The 21,444-nt window shown below is 74.0% G+C and carries 16 protein-coding genes and 1 tRNA gene; 13 read left to right on the forward strand and 4 right to left on the reverse strand.

Annotated elements, in window-relative coordinates; genetic code table 11:
• Positions 1-10 precede the first annotated feature (10 nt).
• The 9 genes from nadD (at position 11) to C1N91_RS05050 (ending at position 11,520) form a co-directional block, all read left to right on the forward strand.
• Positions 11-610, forward strand: coding sequence for a nicotinate-nucleotide adenylyltransferase (gene nadD / locus C1N91_RS05010; RefSeq protein ID WP_082687387.1), 600 nt, complete (start codon positions 11-13; stop codon positions 608-610).
• Positions 607-2,148 (forward strand): hypothetical protein, encoded by a 1,542-nt coding sequence (locus tag C1N91_RS05015; protein WP_137766850.1) that lies wholly within the window; start codon positions 607-609, stop codon positions 2,146-2,148. The genes nadD and C1N91_RS05015 overlap by 4 nt, the downstream gene beginning before the upstream one ends.
• Positions 2,149-2,288: 140 nt before the next feature.
• On the forward strand, positions 2,289-2,663 hold the full coding sequence (rsfS, locus tag C1N91_RS05020) for a ribosome silencing factor (protein WP_058728436.1): 375 nt from the start codon (positions 2,289-2,291) through the stop codon (positions 2,661-2,663).
• 106 nt (positions 2,664-2,769) lie between these two features.
• A tRNA-Ala gene (locus C1N91_RS05025) sits at positions 2,770-2,842 on the forward strand.
• 95 nt (positions 2,843-2,937) lie between these two features.
• A complete protein-coding gene (locus C1N91_RS05030) occupies positions 2,938-3,876 on the forward strand; it encodes an aldose 1-epimerase family protein (protein ID WP_175415916.1) in 939 nt (312 codons plus the stop codon).
• Entirely contained in the window at positions 3,855-5,357 is a 1,503-nt protein-coding gene (locus C1N91_RS05035; protein WP_137766851.1) for an anthranilate synthase component I family protein, read from the forward strand. Before C1N91_RS05030 ends, C1N91_RS05035 begins: the two co-directional genes overlap by 22 nt.
• 109 nt (positions 5,358-5,466) lie before the next feature.
• Complete coding sequence (locus C1N91_RS05040) at positions 5,467-6,402, forward strand: hypothetical protein (protein WP_137766852.1); 936 nt, start codon at positions 5,467-5,469, stop codon at positions 6,400-6,402.
• 146 nt (positions 6,403-6,548) lie between these two features.
• A complete protein-coding gene (locus tag C1N91_RS05045; protein ID WP_254678353.1) occupies positions 6,549-8,096 on the forward strand; it encodes a DNA polymerase Y family protein in 1,548 nt (515 codons plus the stop codon).
• Positions 8,097-8,106: 10 nt separating this feature from the next.
• The gene (locus tag C1N91_RS05050) at positions 8,107-11,520 is read left to right on the forward strand and encodes an error-prone DNA polymerase (RefSeq protein WP_137766853.1); all 3,414 of its coding nucleotides are present in this window, start codon (positions 8,107-8,109) and stop codon (positions 11,518-11,520) included.
• A gap of 4 nt (positions 11,521-11,524) precedes the next feature.
• On the opposite strand, the gene C1N91_RS05055 is transcribed toward C1N91_RS05050, so the two are convergent.
• Together C1N91_RS05055 and C1N91_RS05060 are read right to left on the reverse strand one after the other, a co-directional pair.
• A complete protein-coding gene (locus tag C1N91_RS05055; RefSeq protein WP_137766854.1) occupies positions 11,525-13,024 on the reverse strand; it encodes a sensor histidine kinase in 1,500 nt (499 codons plus the stop codon).
• Positions 13,021-13,698: a response regulator transcription factor gene (locus C1N91_RS05060; protein WP_058728778.1), complete on the reverse strand. Its 678-nt coding sequence runs from the start codon at positions 13,696-13,698 to the stop codon at positions 13,021-13,023. Before C1N91_RS05060 ends, C1N91_RS05055 begins: the two co-directional genes overlap by 4 nt.
• A gap of 246 nt (positions 13,699-13,944) precedes the next feature.
• On the opposite strand from C1N91_RS05060, the gene C1N91_RS05065 reads away from it, so the two are divergent.
• The gene (locus C1N91_RS05065) at positions 13,945-14,349 is read left to right on the forward strand and encodes a hypothetical protein (RefSeq protein WP_137766855.1); all 405 of its coding nucleotides are present in this window, start codon (positions 13,945-13,947) and stop codon (positions 14,347-14,349) included.
• A 27-nt stretch (positions 14,350-14,376) separates the two neighbouring features.
• Here C1N91_RS05065 and C1N91_RS05070 read toward each other — a convergent pair whose 3' ends face one another.
• Entirely contained in the window at positions 14,377-15,453 is a 1,077-nt protein-coding gene (locus tag C1N91_RS05070) for an FUSC family protein (protein ID WP_137766856.1), read from the reverse strand.
• 80 nt (positions 15,454-15,533) lie between these two features.
• Between C1N91_RS05070 and C1N91_RS05075 the strand changes: the two genes are divergently transcribed.
• Complete coding sequence (locus C1N91_RS05075; RefSeq protein ID WP_137766857.1) at positions 15,534-16,778, forward strand: phosphotransferase enzyme family protein; 1,245 nt, start codon at positions 15,534-15,536, stop codon at positions 16,776-16,778.
• Positions 16,779-17,253: 475 nt separating this feature from the next.
• Positions 17,254-19,380 (forward strand): DEAD/DEAH box helicase, encoded by a 2,127-nt coding sequence (locus tag C1N91_RS05080; RefSeq protein ID WP_175415917.1) that lies wholly within the window; start codon positions 17,254-17,256, stop codon positions 19,378-19,380.
• A gap of 115 nt (positions 19,381-19,495) precedes the next feature.
• On the opposite strand, the gene C1N91_RS05085 is transcribed toward C1N91_RS05080, so the two are convergent.
• Positions 19,496-19,768: a glutaredoxin domain-containing protein gene (locus C1N91_RS05085; protein ID WP_137766858.1), complete on the reverse strand. Its 273-nt coding sequence runs from the start codon at positions 19,766-19,768 to the stop codon at positions 19,496-19,498.
• Between the two features lie 60 nt (positions 19,769-19,828).
• Here C1N91_RS05085 and C1N91_RS05090 point away from each other — a divergent pair, with 60 nt between their 5' ends.
• A complete protein-coding gene (locus C1N91_RS05090) occupies positions 19,829-21,361 on the forward strand; it encodes a CYTH domain-containing protein (protein WP_137766859.1) in 1,533 nt (510 codons plus the stop codon).
• Positions 21,362-21,444: the final 83 nt, after the last annotated feature.

The raw sequence follows: 21,444 nt of genomic DNA on the forward strand, positions 1-21,444 counted from the left end.
ACGCCGCTCGATGCTCGAGAGCACGGGGCGCCCACGCATCGGCGTGATGGGCGGCACGTTCGACCCGATCCACCACGGGCACCTCGTGGCGGCGTCGGAGGTCGCCCGTGCGTTCGACCTGGACGAGGTCGTCTTCGTCCCCACCGGTCAGCCGTACATGAAGTCGGACGTCACCGACGCCGAACACCGGTACCTGATGACCGTCGTCGCGACCGCATCGAACCCGATGTTCACGGTCAGCCGGGTCGACATCGACCGTCCCGGACCCACGTACACGGTCGACACGCTCCGCGACCTGCGGGACCAGCGACCGGATGCGCAACTCGTCTTCATCTCGGGCGCGGACGCCGTTCAGCAGATCCTCGACTGGAAGGATCATGATGGGCTCTGGGACCTCGCGCACTTCGTCGCGGTCACCCGTCCGGGCCACGATCTGAGCATCACCGGACTCCCCGAACGAGACGTGAGCTTGCTCGAAGTCCCCGCACTGGCGATATCCTCGACCGATTGCCGCGACCGGGTCAGGCGCGGCCACCCCGTGTGGTACTTGGTCCCAGACGGAGTCGTCCAGTACATCTCCAAGCACCACCTGTATCGGAGCGTTGCATGAGTTCGTCCGACGCGCAGCCGCCACTCTCGCGGCGCGAGGCGCGCGAGCGGGAGCGTGCCGCCGCAGCCGGCGGGCAGCCCGTCACCCCGCCGCCGACCGTCGCCGCACCCACCGACCAGTCCGGGGCCCGTCGTCGGCCGGGTTCGCACGTCGCGCCCTCGCCGAGCGGCCCCGCGCGGTCCGCGGTCCGTCCCACCTCCGGCAGCACCGAGCCTGAGCAGCAGCCCGGACCGGTCTTCCCCCTCGCACCGGCGCCGGCCTCGGCGACCGAGATCGTGCCGGGGACCGGGGGCCTCACCCGCCGCCAGCTCCGCCTGATGCGCGAGGCCGAGGGGCAGGCCGTGCAGCCCGTGCCGCTGCAGGCGCCGACCCCGCAGTCGTCGGACCGCACCGTGCAGGACGTCATCGGGTCGGTCGACCACCTCGGACAGGACGCCGAACGTCGGCACCCGGCACCGACCGACGCGTGGTCGTCGGCCCAGGTGCGTCCGGTCCCGGCCCCTGCGGAGCGTCCGACGTCGGCGCAGGACCCGGCTCGTTCCGCGCAGTTCCCGCTCGCTCCGACCCCGGTCGTCGACGCATCCGAGGCGTCCGACGACACGGACGGCCGGGGTGCGGCTCGGGAGGCGCCGGACCACGACGGACCGGGCGAGGAGCCCGCCGCCGAGACCGAACTGCTCGACCCGGCGGCCGTGGCGCAGGCGACCGAGGCGGACGGCTCGCCCGACGCCGTCGAGCCCCTGAGCGAGGCCGCCGCGCACGCCGAGGAGCCCCGGCGCCACCGGACGACCTGGGCCCCGCCGGAGACCGACGACACCGAGGAACCCGAGTCCGAGGATGCTGCCCGGGTGTCCGCCCCGGCGCCGACGGCGTCGACCCCGGTCGTGTTCCCGCTGTCGCTCGACGACGACACGAACGAGGTCCCGATCCAGCTCCCGACGCCCGCGACCGCCCGTCGGTCCGACGACGGTGCCGGTCGGGGCGACGACGCGGATGCCGACGCACCGCGCGTCCCGGCGGCCTTCCGTCGGGGTCCCGAGCCGAAGCCCGTCACGACGGCCTTCGAGCCCCCGGCGGGCCACTGGACCCAGCAGGCCCGTGACGCCGACGATGCCGAGGTGCACGACGTGACGGGCACCCGCCGCGTCGCCGTGCAGGACACCAACTCGATCGTGCTGCCGAACTCCGCGCTGGCCGACCCGACCGGCGCGCTGAACGCCACCGGCGAGGTGATCCTGACCGGCTCGATCGACCTGCCGGCATCGCTCTCGTCCACCGGGTCGCACCGACCGATCGACGGAGCCGAGGTCGACCGACTGCTCGAGCAGCACGACGAGCAGCCGGAGACCGACGCGAGTCCCGTCCGAGCGAGTCGTGCGATCTCGAGCCACACGTCCACGCGCCAGGTCGTGCTCGCCGCCGCGAAGCCGAAGGAGTCCCGGACGCCGGTCATCCTCGGCGTCACCGTCGGGGCCGTCGGCCTGGCCGCCGCGGGCGTCATCATCGTCGCCCTGCTCACCACCCACTTCGGCGGCTGACCGCCCGCCGGACTCCTCGCACCCGACCGCCCCGTCGTCCGTCCCGGCCCACCGGCCTGGCCGCTGTCGGCGGGGTGGCCTATGATCAGGACCCATCACACGGACCCGCAGAGTGCGGTGCCGACGACCGGAAGGACTCCGTGACCGCCTCCTCACGCGCAGTGGAACTCGTACAGATCGCCGCTCAGGCGGCCGACGCGAAGCAGGCCGAAGACCTCGTCGCCCTCGACGTGACCGGGCCGCTGCAGCTCACCGACGTGTTCCTGCTCGCGACCGGTCGGAACGAGCGCAACGTGCTCGCCATCGCGGACGAGGTCGAGGAACGCCTGATCGCTGCCGGGGCCAAGCCGCTCCGTCGCGAGGGCCGGACCGAGGGCCGCTGGGTCCTCATCGACTTCGGTGACATCGTCGTGCACGTCTTCCACGAGGAAGACCGCCAGTACTACTCGCTCGAGCGCCTCTGGTCGGACTGCCCGACGATCCCGCTCGAGCTGCCCGTCGACCACACGGCGTAGACGCGACGCGCCCGGGTGACGGAGTCGATTTCGTCACCGGGCGTTCGCGTGGTGTACGCTTCCATGGTGCCTCCGGGAACGGGGAACACACCGAAGAAGTGAACATGGGTCTGTGGCGCAGCTGGTAGCGCACCTGCATGGCATGCAGGGGGTCAGGGGTTCGAGTCCCCTCAGATCCACCGAAGAACACGAAACCCCGTCGGGGTTCCGTCGTTCGTGCGCCCATCGGTGGCCGGGTCCGTCCGGGCTTCCGCGTCCCACTACGCTGTTGCGCATGAGCAACGACGCGCCCCTGGCCGGAGCCCCGCTGTCCGGATCCGCCCTGACGATCACCGCCGGCGGGTACATCGCCGAGATCGCCTCGGTCGGGGCGTCGCTCCGGACCCTCCGCGCCGAGGGACGCGACCTGGTCGTGCCGTTCTCCGCCGACGAGGTCCGTCCGGCCTTCCGCGGCGCCGTGCTGGCACCCTGGCCGAACCGGGTCGTCGACGGCCGGTACGCGTTCGGCGGGCAGGACCACGAGCTCGCGCTGACCGAGCCGAAGCGGCACCACGCGCTGCACGGCCTCGTCGCGTGGACGGACTTCCGTGTCGTCGCCCACGAGCCCGACCGAGCGGTGCTCGCCACGACGGTCCCCGCGCAGGAGGGGTACCCGTACCGCGTCGAGGTGCTCGTCGAGTACCGCGTGGACGCCGACGGGCTGCACACGACCGTCACCGGGACGAACACCGGTGGGGACGCCGCGCCGTGGGGTACCGGTCCGCACCCGTACCTCGTCGCCGGCGAGGGCCGTGTCGACGACTGGACCCTGACCCTGCCCGCCGCCGAGGTGCTCGAGGTCACCGAGGACCGCCTCGTGCCGACCGGCCTGGCCCCCGTGCACGACGAGTTCGACCTGCGCACGGCGACCCCGATCGGGGAGCGGTTCATCGACCACGCGTTCACCGGGTTCGACCGCGACGCCGAGGGCCTGGCGACGATCGAGCTCACCGCGGCGGACGGCCACGGCGTGCGGGTGTCCTTCGGGCCGGAGTGCGGCTGGGCGCAGGTGCACACCGCCGACCACGTCGTGCCGGAGTACCACCGTGTCGGCCTCGCGGTCGAGCCGATGACCTGCGCGCCGGACGCCTTCAACGCGGGCGAGGAGGCCGGCCTCGTCGTGCTCGCCCCCGGTGCCGCGCACGCCGCCTCGTGGACGATCGCCGCGGTCTGACCCGAGCGCGGGTCCTCACGCGACGGCTCGACGTCGCGCCCGACCTCGGCGCGCTGGCGGCGGCCACCGGGTCCGACGTCGTCTGGCTCGACTCCGGGCTGCCCGAGGGTGCGCCGGAGGCCGCTCGGGGGCGCGCCCTGTGGTCGCTCCTGGCGCACACGGACGGACCGTTCGCGACCCGGTTCCGGCACGAGGACCGACGCGCGGAGCTCGAGGTCCCGCCCGCGGCCCGGCGGTGGTTCGGGACGTCGCGCTCCGAGGACCGCCCGGCGTTCGCCGTGCTCGACGACCTGCTGTCGCGGACGCCCGTGCTCGCCGCCCCGGTGCCGGGCTGCGGGTTCGCGCTCGGCTGGGTGGGGTTCCTCGGCTACGAGCTCGGTCGGGAGTCCGGTGGCCCCGACCGCACCGCGGCACACGCGGACGCCGACCTGCGCTTCGTGGACCGCGCGGTCGTCGTGCACGCCGACGGTCGCGCCTGGGCGCTCGCCCTGGTGACCGACGACGAACCGGCGGCCAGTGCCGCGAACCGTGCGTGGCTCGACGGGCCGCACACGGGACGGCCGCCGGTCGACGTACCGGACGGTTCCCCGGGCCTCCCGGCCGTCGCCGTCGGTCGCGTGTCCCGCACCGCGTACGAGGGCGCGGTCGAGGCGTGCCGCGCCGAGATCCGTGACGGGAACGCGTTCCAGGTGTGCCTCACGACCGCCTTCGCGGTCGGCGCGTCCGGACGGGAGGCCCTGCTCGCGCCCGCCACCGACCCGCACCTGGTCGAGTACCTGCGTCTGCGCCGTGCGGACCCCGTCCCGTTCGGCGCCTGGCTGCGGCTCGGCCCGCTGCGGATCGCCAGTCGGTCGCCGGAGCGGTTCCTGCGGGTCGACGCGGACGGCACGGTGGTCGCGGAGCCGATCAAGGGCACCCGGCCCCGCGACGCGGAACCGGCACGGGACGCCGTCGCCCGTGCGGCGCTCGCAGCGAGCACGAAGGACCGCGCGGAGAACGTCATGATCGTCGACCTGCTGCGGAACGACCTGCTGCGCACGGCGGTGCCCGGGTCGGTGCACGTCGAGCGGCTCTGCGACGTCGAGACCTACGCGACCGTGCACCAGCTCGTGTCGACGGTGTCCGCCGTGCTGCCGGCCGGGGCGTCCCGAGCGGCGGTCGTGCGCGCGGCGTTCCCACCGGGGTCGATGACCGGGGCGCCGAAGATCAGCGCGATGGCGATCGCCGACCGGCTCGAGGGGGCGCCCCGCGGCGTGTACTCGGGGGTCGTCGGGTACTTCTCGGCGGACGGTTCGGTCGACCTGTCGGTGGCCATCCGCACACTGGTGACGGTGCTGGACGACCGAGGGGTGGAACCCTCGCGGACGTTCGGGGCCGGCGGTGCGGTGACGTGGTCCTCGGTCGCGTCGGACGAGGCGGACGAGGTCGAGACGAAGACGCGGTCGGTGTTCGGGGCGCTGGGGGTCACCGCCGGCTGGTGACCCGGGACGGCGCGGGTTCCCGGTCGTCGGCTGGGCCACCGGGCGTGTCGAACGGGTGTTCGATCCGGTTGTCCACCGGATGTCGGACCCGGTTGACATCATCGAACACATGTTCGAATATGAGGGCATGCAGACGGCGGCCGCACTCCTGTCGCCCGGGCCCGAGGGGGCGACCGGGCCCGACGGGTCTGCTCGTCCCGACGGGCCCGCCCGCTCCGGGGGCCGGCCGGGGGCGACCCGCCCGACCCGGCGCGTCGACCACCTGGGGGATGCCCGGGCGGCGCTCGAGCGCATCACGGCGCTGCGCTCCCGCGTGTCCGAGATGGAGGCGCCCCGCGTCGACGTCCAGGGGCTCCCCACCGCCGACGCCCTGCAGCCGCTGCTGCCCGGTGGCGCGATCCGGGTCGGCGGGTCCTACGCCGTGCAGGAGTCCGTGCTGCTCGCGATGACCATGCTGCAGGCGGCCTCGGCCGAGGGTGCGTGGTGCGCCGTGGTCGGGGTGCCGTCCTTCGGGGTCGAGGCGGCTGCGGCGATGGGCATCGACCTCGAGCGGCTCGTGCTCGTGCCGGACCCGGGCGACCAGTGGCTCACCGTGACCGCGGCCCTCGCCGACGTTGCGCAGATCGTCCTGACACGGCCGCTCGGCCGGGTGGTGCCCGGCGACGTCTCACGACTGTCCGCGCGGTTGCGGCAGCGCGGCGGGGCGCTCGTCGCACTCGGGACCTGGCCGGGCGCCGACGTCACACTCCGGGTGAGCGGCTCGGTGTGGAACGGCATCGGCGACGGCCACGGGTACCTGGCAGAGCGTCGTGCCACGGTGACGGCGTCCGGTCGCGCCGGGGCGGGGCGACCCGTCAGCGCCGACCTGCTGCTGCCCGCGGCGGACGGTGCGGTGCGCCCCGCTGCGCCCCTCGTCGCCCAGGCGGGCGGCACCGACGCGGGCGTCACCGGTGCTCCCGGTACCGCCCCGGTCGTCCCCGGTGTCGCACCGGCCGACGGTGCGGGGACGTCCCGGGTGCTGCGTCCGGTCGCGGTGGCGTCGTGAGCCCGCGGGGGCGAGCGCGTGCCGCCTCGCCGCGCGGTGCGGTCCGGGGCACGGCCGGCGCGGGGGTTCCGGGGGCGGGAGCCGTCCGGGCCGACGCCCTGGCCCGTGGCGGTGCCCTGCCGGAACCGCCGCCCACACGGACGATCGTGCTCTGGTGCCCGGACTGGCCGGTGATCGCGGCGGCCCGGGCAGCGGGGTCACCGCCCGAGCACCCCTTCGCGCTGGTGGCCAAGGGGCTGGTGTTCGCCAGCTCGGCCAGTGCGCGGCAACAGGGGGTGGTCCGTGGCCTCCGTGTGCGCGAGGCCCAGGCCCGCTGCCCGGAGCTCGTGGTCGAGCCCTACGACGACGCGCTCGACCACCGTGCGTTCGAGCCGGTCATCCGTGCGATCGAGGGGGCGGTCCCCGGGGTCGAGGTCCTGCGTCCCGGCACGGTCGCCCTGCGCTCCCGTGGGCCGGCGCGCTACTACGGCGGCGAGCGGGCAGCGGCGGCGACGCTGGCCGGCATCGCCGCCGACCACGGTGCCCCCGGTGTGCGTGCCGGGGTGGCGGACACCCCGTTCGCGGCGGAGCAGGCAGCGCGGGCGCGCCCGGTGCGGCCGGGGGAGCGGGTGCGCATCGTGCCGGTCGGCGGATCGGCGGCGTTCCTGGCGGACCTGCCGCTCGGGGTGCTCGGCGACCCCGACCTGGCGATGGTGCTCGGGCGGCTCGGCATCGCCTCGCTGGGCGACTTCGCCGCACTCGGCGACGAACAGGTGCGCGACCGGTTCGGGGTCGCCGGTGCGTTCCTGCACCGGTTGGCGGGCGGCCGCGATCCGCGCGAGGTCGCCGCGCGGGCGGTCCCGCCGGAGCTCCGGGTCGAGGCGTCCTTCGAGCCGCCGCTCGACCGTGCCGACCAGGTCGCGTTCGCCTTCCGCCGGTCGGCCGACGACTTCGCCGCCCGGCTGCGCTCGGCCGGGCTCGTCGCGACCACGATCCGGGTGGGCATCGTCGACGAGCGCGACCTGCTGCTCGAGCGGACCTGGGTGCACCCGCGCTGGTTCGACGCGGCCGACGTGGTCGACCGCGTGCGCTGGCAGCTCGCGGGTGGCGTCGACCCCTCGGGACTCGAGGCGCCCGTGGTCCAGGTGGTGCTCGAGCCGGTCGCGGTCGACGACGCGTCGAACCACGAGCGCGGGCTCTGGGGGACCGGGCCCGACGAACGAGTGCACCACGCCCTCGCGCGGGTGCAGGGGCTCGTGGGGCACGAGGGCGTGGTCACCCCGCGGATCGGCGGCGGCCGGACGCTGGCCGAGCGGGTCGTGCTCGTGCCGTGGGGCGACACCCCCGTCGGTGGCGAGCGGGCGCTGGCGACGGTGCGCGACCGGCCGTGGCCGGGCAGGCTGCCGGGCCCGCCGCCGGCGACCGTGCTCGAGCGTCCCCGTCCGGTGGACGTCGTGGCGGCGGGCGGCGACACCGTCGACGTCGACGAGCGCGGTGCCCTGACCGGGGTGCCGGAGCGGTTCCGGGCCGAGGGCGAGCGGGGTGGCCGGTTCGCGCCCGTGACCGCGTGGGCGGGGCCCTGGCCGCTCGTGGTGCGCTGGTGGGAGGCCGGCGGACGACGCCTGCACCGACTGCAGCTCGTCGACGACGACGGCCGCGCTTGGTACCTGGTGCTCGCCGACCACCGGTGGTGGGCCGAGGCGGTCGCGACGTGAAGGAGACCTGATGGGCTACAGCAACCCGCCGATCCCGTGGTCGCAGTTCGAGCGTGCGCTGTCGGACAAGCGCCCGGACAGCGCGCACGCCGGTGACGGCGGGGACAGTCCGGCCTGGTCGCGCAAGCGGTCCCGGTACGTCCCACCGACGCCCGCGGCCGACGACGATCTCCCGGTCGTGCCGTACGCCGAGCTGCACGCGCACTCGACCTTCAGCTTCCTCGACGGTGCCAGCGGTCCGGAGCACCTGGTCGAGGAGGCTGCACGGCTGCACCTGCACGGCCTGGCGCTGACCGACCACGACGGGTTCTACGGCGCTGCCCGGATGGCCGAGGTGGCCGAGGCGTACCCGACCGTCACGACCGTGTACGGCACCGAGCTGTCGCTCGGGCTGACCGAGCCGCAGAACGGCGTCCCCGACCCGGAGGGCACGCACCTGCTGCTCCTCGCCGACGGGCAGGACGGCTACCACCGGCTCGCGGCAGCCGTCACGCGGGCGCACCTGGCCGCGGGTGCCGAGAAGGGACGGCCGCAGTACGACCTCGACGAGCTCGCGGCGCAGGCCGACGGGCACTGGCGGGTCCTCACCGGCTGCCGGAAGGGCACCGTGCGCCAGGCCCTCGAGCGCGGCGGGGAGTCGGCGGCGGACGAGGCCCTGCGGGCGCTGCTCGACCGGTTCGGCACGGCCGGTGTGGTCGTCGAGCTGACCGACCACGGCGAACCGCTCGACACCGCCAGGAACGACGTCCTCGCGACGCTCGCGGCGCGGCACGGGCTGCCGGTCGTGGCGACCGGGAACGTGCACTACGCGACCCCGGACCGCTTCCCCGTGGCGACCGCGCTGGCGGCCGTACGGGCCCGGCGCAGTCTCGACGAGATCGACGGCTGGCTGCCGGCGGCGCCGACCGCCCACCTGCGGTCGGGCGCCGAGATGGCCAGGCGCTTCGCGCGGTGGCCGGGAGCGGTCGAGACGAGCGTCGAGCTGGCGGACGAGCTCGGCTTCCGCCTGCGGACCGCCAAGCCCGGGCTGCCCGACGTCGAGGTCCCCGAGGGGCACACGACGATGTCGTGGCTGCGGGAGCTCACCTGGCAGGGCGCCCGGCGGTTCTACCCGGGCAGCGCCGACGGGGTCGACCCGCAGAAGCGCGAGCGGATCGAGCGGGAGCTCTCGGTCATCGCGGACAAGGACTTCCCGGGGTACTTCCTGATCGTGCGGGACATGGTGCAGTACGCCCGGCAGCGGGGCATCCTGTGCCAGGGGCGCGGCTCGGCGGCGAACTCGGCGGTCTGCTACCTACTCGAGATCACCGCGGTCGACTCGATCCGGTACGGGCTGCCGTTCGAGCGGTTCCTGTCGGCGATGCGCGACGAGGAGCCCGACATCGACGTCGACTTCGACTCGGACCGTCGCGAGGAGGTGATCCAGTACGTCTACGAGAAGTACGGACGGTTCAACGCGGCGCAGGTGGCGAACGTCATCACCTACCGGCCGAAGGGTGCCGTGCGGGACATGGCGAAGGCACTCGGGCACAGCCCCGGGCAGCAGGACGCCTGGTCGAAGCAGGTCGAGCGGTGGGGGTCGGTCACCGAGAGCCAGGACCACGACATCCCGGACACCGTGGTCGACATGGCGCAGCAGGTGCTCGGCTTCCCGCGGCACCTCGGCATCCACTCCGGGGGCATGGTGCTCACCGACCGACCCGTGGGCGAGGTCGTGCCCATCGAGCACGCCCGCATGGACGGCCGGACCGTGCTGCAGTGGGACAAGGACGACTGCGCCTTCATGGGGCTCGTGAAGTTCGACATGCTCGGGCTCGGGATGCTCGCGGCGCTGCAGTACTCGTTCGACCTGGCCGACGAGCACTGCGGGGAGCGCTGGGACATGCACTCCATCCCGAAGGAGGAACAGGGCGTCTACGACCAGCTCTGCCGCGCGGACACGATCGGGGTGTTCCAGGTGGAGTCCCGCGCGCAGATGGGCACGCTCCCGCGGCTGCTGCCCCGGCGGTTCTACGACCTGGTGATCGAGGTCGCGCTCGTCCGCCCGGGCCCGATCCAGGGCGGTGCCGTGCACCCGTACATCCGGCGCCGGACGGGCGAGGAGCCGATCACGTACATCCACCCGTCGCTCGAGCCCGTGCTGGAGCGGACGCTCGGGGTCCCGCTGTTCCAGGAGCAGCTCATGCAGATGGCCATCGCCGTGGGCGGGTGCTCCGGGGACGACGCGGACCTGCTCCGGCGGGCGATGGGGTCGAAGCGCGGCCTCGAGAAGATCGAGCGGCTGCGCGAGAAGCTCTACGCGGGGATGGCGGCGAACGACATCCACGGCGAGGACGCCGACGCGATCTACGCCAAGATCCAGGCGTTCGCGAACTTCGGGTTCGCGGAGAGCCACTCGATCAGCTTCGCGCTCATCGTCTACGCGAGCGCGTGGATGCGGTTGCACTACCCGGGCGCGTTCCTGGCGGCACTGCTGCGGGCGCAGCCGATGGGGTTCTACTCACCGCAGACCCTGGTCGCCGACGCCCGACGGCACGGGGTGCAGGTGCTGCGGCCGGACGTCCTGCGCTCGGCGGTCGACGCGACGCTGGAGCCGCTGTCCGACGGCGAGGCCGGTCCGACGGGCGCCGACGCCTGCCTGGCCGAGGAGCAGCCGCCCGTGCTGCCGTTCGACGGCTCGTCGCCCGACGACACCGCTGACCACCGTCGTGACGGTGCCTTCGCCGTCCGCCTGGGCCTGGTCGAGGTCGCCTCGCTCGGCCGGCGGAGCGCCGAGGCGATCGTCGCGGAGCGCGACGCGCACGGACCGTTCACCGACATGTCCGACCTGGCCCGACGGGTCCGGCTGACGACCGCGCAGCTCGAGGCCCTGGCCGCGGCGGACGCCTTCGCCGGGCTCGGCATCGACCGGCGCAGTGGCATGTGGTCGGCGGCGCAGGCGGCGGCGGAGCGGCCCGACCAGCTGCCCGACACGCAGGTCACGGTGCAGCCGCCGCTGTTCGGGCAGATGACGAGCGGCGACGTCCTGATCGCGGACATGTGGTCGACGGGCATGTCGACCGACGACCACCCGGTGCACCACGTCCGACCGCGGCTGCGTGCCCGCGGGGTGCTCAGCGTGCAGGACACCGCGACGGCGGAGACCGGACGGCGGGTCGAGGTGGGCGGTGTCGTGACGCACCGGCAGCGTCCGGCGACGGCGTCGGGCATCACGTTCCTGAACGTCGAGGACGAAACCGGGCTCGTGAACGTCATCTGCAGCGTGGGCGTGTGGGGCCGGTACCGACGGGTGGCGCGGGAGTCCCCGGCCGTGGTGGTGCGGGGGATCCTGGAGCGGTCGCCGGACGGCGTGGTGAACCTGGTGGCGGACCGCATCGAGCACCTGCCCTTGGCGGTGCGGACCCGGTCGCGGGACTTCCAGTGACGGGTCAGGACCCGGTCTGCTCGCGCACCGCGGGGATGCGCACCGTGACCTCGAGACCACCGGAGCGGACGTTGCGGAGGGCAGCCGTGCCTCCCGACCGTTCCGCGATCGCGCGCACGATCGCGAGCCCGAGGCCCGAGCCGCCCGGTACCGGGACCCCGCCCGTCGCCGGGTCCGGGTCGCGGCGTGAGGTCCGGGCCTCGTCCGGGCGGGTGAAGCGGTCGAACGCGACCGGGATGAACGACTCCGGGACACCCGGACCGTCGTCCGTGACCTGCAGGACGCCCTCGTCGCCCTCGACCCGCCACGACACGAAGACGCCGCCGCCGCGGGGGAGCGCCGCGACCGCGTTGCTCGCCGTGTTCGTGACGAGCTGCGCCATGCCGCCGGTGTCGAGGCGGAAGCGTGGCTCCGACGCGTCGGACGAACCCTCGGACCGCTCGAGGTCGAAGTCCACCGTGATGTCCTTCGCCGAGGCGATGAGGCGCACGCGGTCGACGGCGGCCATGACCTCGTCGCCGAGGTCGCTCCAGGTGGCGGTCGGGTGCGCGCCGTCCTGCTCGCGCTCCTCGGCGTCCTCGATGCGCGACAGCGTGAGCAGGTCGTTCGCGAGCCGCGAGAGCCGGGCGACGCTCCGCTTGGCGCGGTCGATGTGCGCCGCGAGCGCCGCGGCGTCGTCGCCGTCGAGGGACGCCAGGTCGAGCTGGGTGGTGAGGATCGCGAGGGGGGTGCGCAGTTCGTGGCTGGCGTCGGAGACCATCTGGCGCTCGCGCTCGGTCACCTGGCGGGTGCGGGCGAGGAACGCGTTCAGCGTGGTGGCGAGCGAGGCCAGCTCGTCCTGCGCCGGACCGACGGGCAGCTCGGCGCGTTCGGGGGCGACGGAGAGCCGTTCGGCTTCGCGGCGCATCCGGTTCACCGGGCGGAGTGCCGCGGTCGCGAGGGCCCAGGACGCGATGCCGAACGCGATGAGGATCGCGAGGCCCGTGAGCGACAGCGTGGTCGTCAGGTCGTCGACGACGATCGCCTCCGCCTGGGAGTTGCGCGCCGCGACGACGGTCCAGCGCCCCGCGGCGTTGACCGGGTGCTCGATGACGACGCGGTACTCCGATCCGGAGACGGTGATGAGCGACGTGCCCGACTCGGTGGACGTCAGGCTGCCGAGTGCCCGTTCGACGCGGGGTGGCATGGTCGACAGCCGGATCTGGCCCGAGGGCGCCACGACGGCGACGAGCTGGGCGTTCCCCGGCGCGGACAGGTCGGGGTCGCTGTCGACCTCGAGCGTCGCCACGTACGGGTCGACGTCGGCGTCGAGCAGGGTCCTGGTGGCGCTCGCGACCACGCTGACGACCTGGAAGCGCATGACGAGCACGAGCAGCAGGATCACGACCGCGGCGATGGCCGTCGAGCCGATGGTGATGCGTGCACGGAGCGAGAGCACCCGGAGGGGCCGGGGCAGTCCGCGTCCGCCGCGGACCGTCCCGGTCGTGGGTGCCGTCCCGGTCACGCCCCGAGCAGGTCGAGCCGGTAGCCGCGGCCCCGGACCGTCGCGATGGCGACCGTCGCCTCGTGCGAGGTCAGCTTCTTGCGCAGGTAGGAGATGTACTGCTCGACGACGTTCGGGTCGACGTGCTGCGAGCCGTCCCAGACCTCCTCGAGGATCTTCGGGCGGTCGACGACCGTGCCCACGGAGCGGGCGAGCAGTCGGAGCAGGGCGAACTCGGTCGGGCTGACGGCGACGCGCTGGCCCTTGATCGCGACGCGTCGGGCCTCGGAGTCGATGGCGACGTCGCCGACCTCGATGACCCGCTGCCCGGCGGCCGACTCACGGCGACCGAGTGCGCGGAGGCGGGCGGTCAGCTCGGCGAATGCGAAGGGCTTCGTGAGGTAGTCGTCCGCACCGGCGTCGAGCCCGAAGACCCGGTCGTCGACGGCGTCGCGCGCGGTGACGAGCAGGATGCGGACCGGGTCCTCGCGCTCGCGGATCCGGCGGGCGAGCTCGAAGCCGGACATGCCCGGCATCATGACGTCGACGACCGCGAGGTCGAAGGCCTGCTCGCCGAGGGCGATGAGCGCCTCGACACCGTTCTCGACCGCCGTGACGCGGTACCCCTCTGCCGCGAGACCACGCTCCATGAGCGCGCGCATCTCGTCGTCGTCCTCGACCACCAACAGGCGCATGATCGACCTCCTCGGCCCCCATCGTGGCAGGGAACGGGCACCAGTGGGCCATTCCGGGTGGGAAGTCGCTGAATCTCGTCACAGTGACCCCCGTTCGACCGCGATGTGAGCGGTCGTGCGGATCCGTCACCCGGACGAGGGCAGAACGCCCTGTCCCGCAGAGGGGGGTATCGGCCCGACGAGCGCCGCGTTGCTAGGCTCCGCACCGGACACGGCGTACCCGACGCAGTGTCCCGAGGGGGCACCATGCAGGATCAGGAGAACCGTCCGTACCGTCCGGACGACAGCGACCACCCGGCGATCGTCCGGTTGCACGCGGAACTCGACGCGGCGCGGCACGGCATCGACGTGCTCGGCGAACTGGAGGACGATCGGCGCGAGCGGGTCGTCGCGGAACTGCTGAGCGCCGTGCCGGACGTCGCGAGCCGCGCGGCGTACGAGGCCGGCGCGGACCGGGCGGTGGCCACCATCCAGCGCTTCGAGGGGAGGCGGGCCGACGACCACGAGTCGGCGACGGCGCTGTGGGACCGGCTCGTGCTCAGCGCCGTCGAGGCGGCCGCCGCCGTCGAGCCGACGGAGACCGACCCGGCGACCTCGGGTCGCGGACCGGCGTCAGCACCCGTCGGTACCGCGAGCGGTGCCAGGGTCTGAGCCCAGCCGGCCACTGCGGCGCTGCGCTCAGTCGTCCTCGCCGAGGAGCTCCTCGCGCACGCGCCGGATGTCCTCGAGCAGGGCTCCGATCAGCACCCAGTGCCGCGAGTTCGGCCGGACGACCTCGAGCGGCGCCGTCAACGCGTGGTCCGTGGCCGCAGTGTCCTCGCCACCGGTACCGGTGAAGCCGTCCCGCTCCACGTGGTGCAGCCGCGTCGCCTCGACCCGTGCACTCAGCGCCCGGACGTCCGCACCGATCCGGGCGACCTCGGTCGCGATGCTCCCCACCACCGGGTCCGACCGGAGGTCCGGGGCGGTGTTGTCCCGGATCGCCCGGGTCATCCCCGTGACGCGCGTGACGAGCACGCGCAGGTGCTCGGCGATCGCCGTGTCGCGCTGCAGGATCGTCCGGTGCCGGCCGCCGCGCGGGTTCATCGTGAGCGACTCGCCCGCAGCGGTGAGCGAGGCCTCGGCCCGGGCGTGCTGCTGCCGGAGTGCCCGAGCCTGCCGCAGGGCCTCGTCCCACCGGCCGGCGTCCCAGCCCTCGGTGAGGCCGATCGCGATCCGTTCGTACGCCGCCGCGGTGTCGCGCGCGAGCCGGGCGACCGCGAGGTGCGCCGGCTCGAGCAGGACCGGCGGCACGATCACGGCGTTCACGGCCAGCGCCACGACCGCCCCGACGACCGTCTCGAGGATCCGGTCGGCCGAGTAGTTCGGCGTGACGACCCCGGCGGTGAGCACGAGCATGCCGCTGATGCCGACCTGGGTGGCGGAGGTCGGGGTCAGCCGGAGCGCCCAGCTCAGCAGGATCGCCAGGACGATGACGACGAGCACGACCCACACCGAGTCGCCGAGCAGCAGGTGGAACGCGGTCGCGAGCACGACGCCGAGCACCACGCCGGCACTGCGCTCGAGACCCTTCACGAACGACTGGTTGATGCTCGGCTGCACGACGAGGAGCGCAGCGATCGCGGCGAAGGTCGGGAAGGGCCCGTCGATGAGGACCCGGCAGAGCAGCACCGCGGCGACCACCGCCACCGCCGTCTTCACGACCTGCAGGAACGGCGTGCGGCTGGAACTGCGGAGACGCGCGACCGGGTTCACGACGACCACGGTAGCCACCAGCCGCACGCCGAGCCGTGCACGATGGCGACGAAACCGCCGCGGCACGGTTGACTGGTCCGGTGTGGCCCAACCACGAACGCGTCATCCCGCAGGCCTTCGCCGGCTCCGGGACCTCCGTCGTGGCCGCACGCGCGCACTCGGTCGAGCCGTCGGGCAACGGCTACCTGTACGGCTACGAGGTCGACACCGTCGACCGGACCGGTCAGCGCGCCACCGTCCTGACCTACGTCGACACCGGTGGCGCCCACGACCAGAACAGCGCGATCGTCACCGACCCGGCCACCGGTGAGCCGGTCTCCGTCTGGGCGTACCCGAACGACCCCGGGCTGCCGGTGCTGCCGCAGGTGACGTACCGCGACGCCGTCGCCGAACTCCTCGCGGGCGTCGGCATGCCGGTCACCGACCCGGTGCTCTCGGTGGCAGCCTACCGCCCGGGCAAGCGGGCGGTGGTGCGCGTCGACGCCCCGGAGCGCGTGCTCTTCCTGAAGATCGTCCGCCCGCACCGCGTCGCACCGATCGTCGAGACCCACGGGCAGTTCGTGGCCGCCGGACTGCCGGTCCCGCGGGTGCTGTCGAGCCGGGGCGACGGGCTGCTCGTCCTCGAGCGCATCCGGGGCGTGCCGGCGGGCAGCCGCATCACCGAGATCGCCGACGACCCGCGCTTCGTCGCGTCGCTCGCCGCCCTGACCGGTCGCATCGCGACGGTCCCGATGACGCAGCAGGCGCGGGCCGACGCGATGGACCACGCGGACTGGCACCGCCGCACGCTCGTGGCCGCACTGCCGCAGGATGCCGCCGAGGTCGACGAGCTCTACGACGCCATCGGCCGACGGTCCGTCGGGTGGGGTGCCGCCACGAAGCAGGTGGTGCACGGTGACCTGCACCTCGAGCAGGTCTTCGTCGACGAGGACGAGCCGTGGCGCATCTCCGGCCTGCTCGACATCGACACCGCCGGCTGGGGCTTCCCGGTCCGCGACGTCGGTGCGGTCGTCGCCCACCTGGTCGTCACCGGGCTGTGGCACCGGTCGCGTGGGGACGCCGAGCGCGGGGCCGCTGCCGAGCGGCTCGCCGACGCCGTCGCGCGCGACTGGGTCGCGCGGAACCCCGGTGAGGCCGACCGCATCGGTCCGGCCATCGGTGCGCAGCTCCTCGCCCACGCGGGCGGGCAGGCGACGACCGGCTCGGAGAACGGGATCCGGACCGCCCGGCAGCTGCTGGCGGCGACGCGCGCCGCGCTGGCCGAGGCGACGCCGACCGTGCCGTCGGACGGCGTGCTCCGTCCGCGGTCCGCACCGCAGGCCTGACCCGGCCGTCCGCCGGGCGCGGACGAGCGGGTGGAGGGGAGCCGCGCCTCCCGGCCGACGTCCGTCCCGGCCACCCGACCATCGGACGGGAGGCACGACGCGCGCGGGTCCCGTCGAGTCGCCTCCGTCGGGGGTGCGGGAGTAAACTGACGGCAGCACGCACCGTGTCGTCGCGTGCCGCGTCGTTTCCGGACGCGGCAGTCGGTCGCTTGATCGACGTGGGGACCGGATCCGTGGGCGTCCGACGGGCACCACGTGCGTGCGACGGCGCCGGGTCCCGGCGCGGATCGTCGTGCCGAGCACCCGAGTGTGCCGGCCGCACGGGCCGCGGGATTCCACCGGACGTCCCTCGACGGGACCGGCGCACGAGCGGGCCAGGGTGGCCCGTGGACCGGGGTCGCGCCAGACACCGGTCGAGGACTTCCCGCCACCACGGCGGCCCGCCCGTGCGGAACGGGCGCAAGGAGGAGGAGCGTTGGCTCGATCAGGCACCCGGCGAGCAGCCGGCGGGACGCGGACCGCGTCGCGTCGCACCCGCCCGCTGGACAACGACGGCGTCATCCCGGTGCTCGCCCGCGCGGTGCGCGAGGTCGAGGCCGCAGCGCAGCGCGGACCGCTCAAGGCGTCCAACCGGTCGAAGTTCCAGGCGGTGGCCCTGCTGATGCGCGAGGAGCGTGCGCGGGTCAAGGCCGACCCGGAGCTCACCGACGCGCAGCGCGCCGAGCAGCTGAAGCGCCTCGACGGCGTCGCCACCATCCTGGCGAAGACCGCGGCCCGGGACACCAGCGTGATCCAGCTGCTGACCGAGGAGGCCTCGGTGAGCGAGGCGACCCGGACGGTCAAGCGCGACATGATGATCGCCGGTGGCATGGAGCTGCAGCCCGAGGAGCTCGTCATCGCGGCGGAGCCCTCGCCGGTGGTCGAGTCGCCCGTGCGGGCGGTCGTGCCGCAGGCGGTCGTGCAGCGGCAGCTCGCCAACCCGTTCCTGCCGCCGGACTTCGCCCTCGCCGACCAGCCCGTCGCGCACCCGCGTCGCCTGGCGAACTGGGAGCTCTTCGGTCCGCTGTTCAAGTCGTTCGAGTACGGCGCGGGCGGGGGAGCGGCGTCGATGCCGCTGCCCGAGCCGACGTCGCTGCACTCGCGGTCCGGCACCACGCTGATGAAGCACCAGGCGGAGCTCGTCGCCGCCGCGTCGCAAGGGCACCGGACCTTCCTGCTCGCCGACGAGCCCGGCCTCGGCAAGACCGCGCAGTCGCTGCTCGCCGCCGACGCCGCGAACGCCTTCCCGCTGCTCGTCGTGGTGCCGAACGTCGTCAAGACGAACTGGGCGCGCGAGGCCGAGCGCTGGGTGCCGAACCGGACGGCCACCGTCATCCACGGCGACGGGGACGACCTGGACGGCTTCGCCGACATCGTCATCGTGAACTACGAGATCCTCGACCGGCACGCCGGGTGGCTCGGGTCCTTCGGGTTCAAGGGCATGGTCGTCGACGAGGCGCACTTCATCAAGAACAAGGAGTCGCAGCGCTCCCGGTTCGTGCTGCAGCTCGCCGAGCAGATCCGCTCGAGGGTGTCCTCGCCGCTGTTCATGGCGCTGACCGGTACGCCGCTGATCAACTCGGTCGAGGACTTCCGCACCATCTGGGAGTTCCTCGGGTGGATCGACGACAAGAAGCCCCGCGCGGCGCTCATGAACGAGCTCGAGGACATCGGGCTCACCCCGGCGGACCCCGGCTTCTTCGTCGAGGCGCGCAAGGCCGTCATCGACCAGGGCATCGTGCGCCGCCGCAAGGTCGACGTCGCCGCCGACATCCCCGCCCGACGCATCGCCGACATCCCGGTCGAGCTCGACGGCGAAGAGGGCCGCTCCATCCGCGACGCCGAGCGCGAGCTCACCGCGAAGCTCGTCCGGCGCTACCACCAGGCACTCGACGCCCGCACCGGGCAGGACCCGGTCATCGGCATCGACCACAAGCTCGTGCGCCAGGTCGCACGGTGGGAGCTCGAGGACCAGGACGCCTCGTCCACCGGCGAGAACGTGTTCTCCATGGTCCGGCGGATCGGTCGCGCCAAGGCACAGCTCGCGGCGGACTACGCGGCGCAGCTCGCCTCGAACGTCGGCAAGGTCGTGTTCTTCGCGAAGCACCTCGACGTGATGGACCAGGCGGAGGAGGTCTTCGCACGCCGGCACCTGAAGACCGCGACCGTCCGCGGCGACCAGACGCCCGCACAGCGCACCGCCGAGATCGACGCGTTCGTGAACGACCCCGACGTGGCCGTGATCGTCTGCTCGCTCACCGCCGCCGGCGTCGGCCTGAACCTGCAGGTGGCGTCGAACGTCGTGCTCGCCGAGCTGTCGTGGACCTCGGCCGAGCAGACGCAGGCGATCGACCGCGTGCACCGGATCGGACAAGAGGAACCCGTCACCGCGTGGCGCATCATCGCCGCGCAGACGATCGACACCAAGATCGCCGAGCTCATCGACTCGAAGGCGTCCCTGGCCGCCCGCGCGCTCGACGGCTCCGACGAGGAGATCGACGACTCGGGCGACATCCAGCTCGACGCGATGGTCGCGCTGCTGACGGAGGCGCTCGGCGGCTGAGCGCTCGGGCGGCGCCGCCTTCGAACTACGAAACCGACATTGAACCACGGCCTCGGCCTGGTTCGATGTCGGTTTCGTGGTTCCGCTGGCTCGTCTCAGCCGGTGGCGTCCGGCGTCAGATACGCGACTGCACCTCGGCCAGGGACGGGTTCGTCGCCGTGCTGCCGTCCGGGAACACCAGCGTCGGCACGGTCTGGTTGCCGCCGTTGACCTCGGCGACCAGCTCGGCCGTGCCCGGAATGCGCTCGATGTCGACCTCGCGGAACGGCACGCCCGCCTTGGTCATCTGGTTCTTCAGCCGGGCGCAGTAGCCGCACCAGGTCGTCGTGAACATCGTGACGCCGCCGGCCTCGGGCACGAACGCGTCGCGGGTGACTGTCTCGCTCATGGAGCCAGGCTAACCCCGCCGGTTCGGGGAACCCCGGTGTCCCCTGGTAGACAGGAGCGCGTGACGGACACCCACCTCGAGATCGAGCGTACGTACGACATGCCCGAGGGCGACGCCCTGCCCGACCTCATCGGGGTCGGCAGCATCGCCAGGACCGAGCACCAGGAGCAGTTCGAGCTCGACGCCACCTACTGGGACACCGAGCGGTACGACCTCGTCGCCTCGCGGGTGACCGTCCGTCGGCGGACGGGCGGCCCGGACGCCGGGTGGCACATCAAGCGCGCCGCGTCGGACACCGTCCGGCACGAGCAGCACTTCCCCCTGACCGACGACGCCGACACCGTGCCCGACGAGGTCCTCGCCGCGCTCTTCACCGAGCGCCGTGGGCGTGGCCTGCGTCCCGTCCTCCGCCTCACCACCACGCGGGCGGTCACCCGGCTGCTCGACGAGGACGACGACCAGGTCGCCGAACTCGCCGACGACCGCGTCGTCGCCCGGCGGCTGGACGACCAGGCACCCGCGACCCCGCGCACCTGGCGCGAGGTCGAGGTCGAGGTGGCCGAGGGCGTCGACGAGCAGGTGGCGCACGAGCTGTTCGCCTCGCTCGACGGACGCTTCGCCGACATCGGCGCGCACCCCGCGGCGGTGACCTCGAAGCTCGCGCGGGGCCTCCAAGGGGCCCCCGCTGCGCGGCTCCGGACTGCGGACAAGCCCGAGAAGCACACCGCCGCGCGGGCCCTCACCAAGCGCCTGCGCAAGCTGCGCGCGGCCCTGCTCGCCCTGGAGGCGCAGCTGCGGTCCGGTGCGGACGCCGACCTCCGCGAGACGGCCCGGGCCGCCCTCGACATCGCCGCCGTGCTGGGCTCGTACCGTCCCGCCTTCCCCGCCACCCCGGCTGCCGACCGTGCCGCCGAGGCGGCGGACGCCCTGGCCGCCGTGACGGCACGCGCCGCACTGGCCGACTACCTGGTGGAGCGGCTGCCGTACGCGTCCACGCCGGCGCAGGACCTGCTCGTCGACGCGATGACCCGGGAGCGCGTCCTCGCCGCCACCCGCGAGCGCCGCGCCGTCGCGGTCGGCGAGGTCACGGCGTTCCTCCACTCGGAGCCGTACCTCGAGCTCCTCGACGCCCTCGACGACGCCGTCGAACGACCGGCGCCGACGGACTGGGCGCTGCGCTCCCCGAAGCACGTGGCGCAGGACATCTCGGCGGTCGAGAAGCCGCGCGTCCGCGAGCTCGTCCGGAACGCCGTCGGGGACGACGACGAGAGCGTCGGGCTCGTCGACCGCGAGGCCGCGGACCGTGCCGCGACCGAGGACGCCTGGCGTGCGGCGACGCGTGCCCGCGCGGCGATGGACGTGCTCGGGGACGACGCCTTCCCGCACGCACTGTGGAAGCGCATCGGCGACGCCGCGGACGTGCTCACCGAGCGGGTGCGCTCACTGCACGCGCTCGACGTGCTGCGGGTGCACTCCGGCATCGCCGAGCGTGGCGGCGAGGGGACGTTCGGGTACGGCGTGCTCGCGGGGGACCGGGTGCGGCTCGCTGAGGACTCCTACGATCAGGCGGTGCACGCGCTCAACCGCGTCTGAGCCCGCGCGGCGCGCGGCGCGCGGCGGCGCGCGGCGAGGACCGGGCAGCCCGGCCCGCGCGCGCCCGGCCCGCGCGCGCCCGG

Origin of the sequence: Curtobacterium sp. SGAir0471, from assembly GCF_005490985.1 — a bacterium.
GTDB lineage: Bacteria > Actinomycetota > Actinomycetes > Actinomycetales > Microbacteriaceae > Curtobacterium.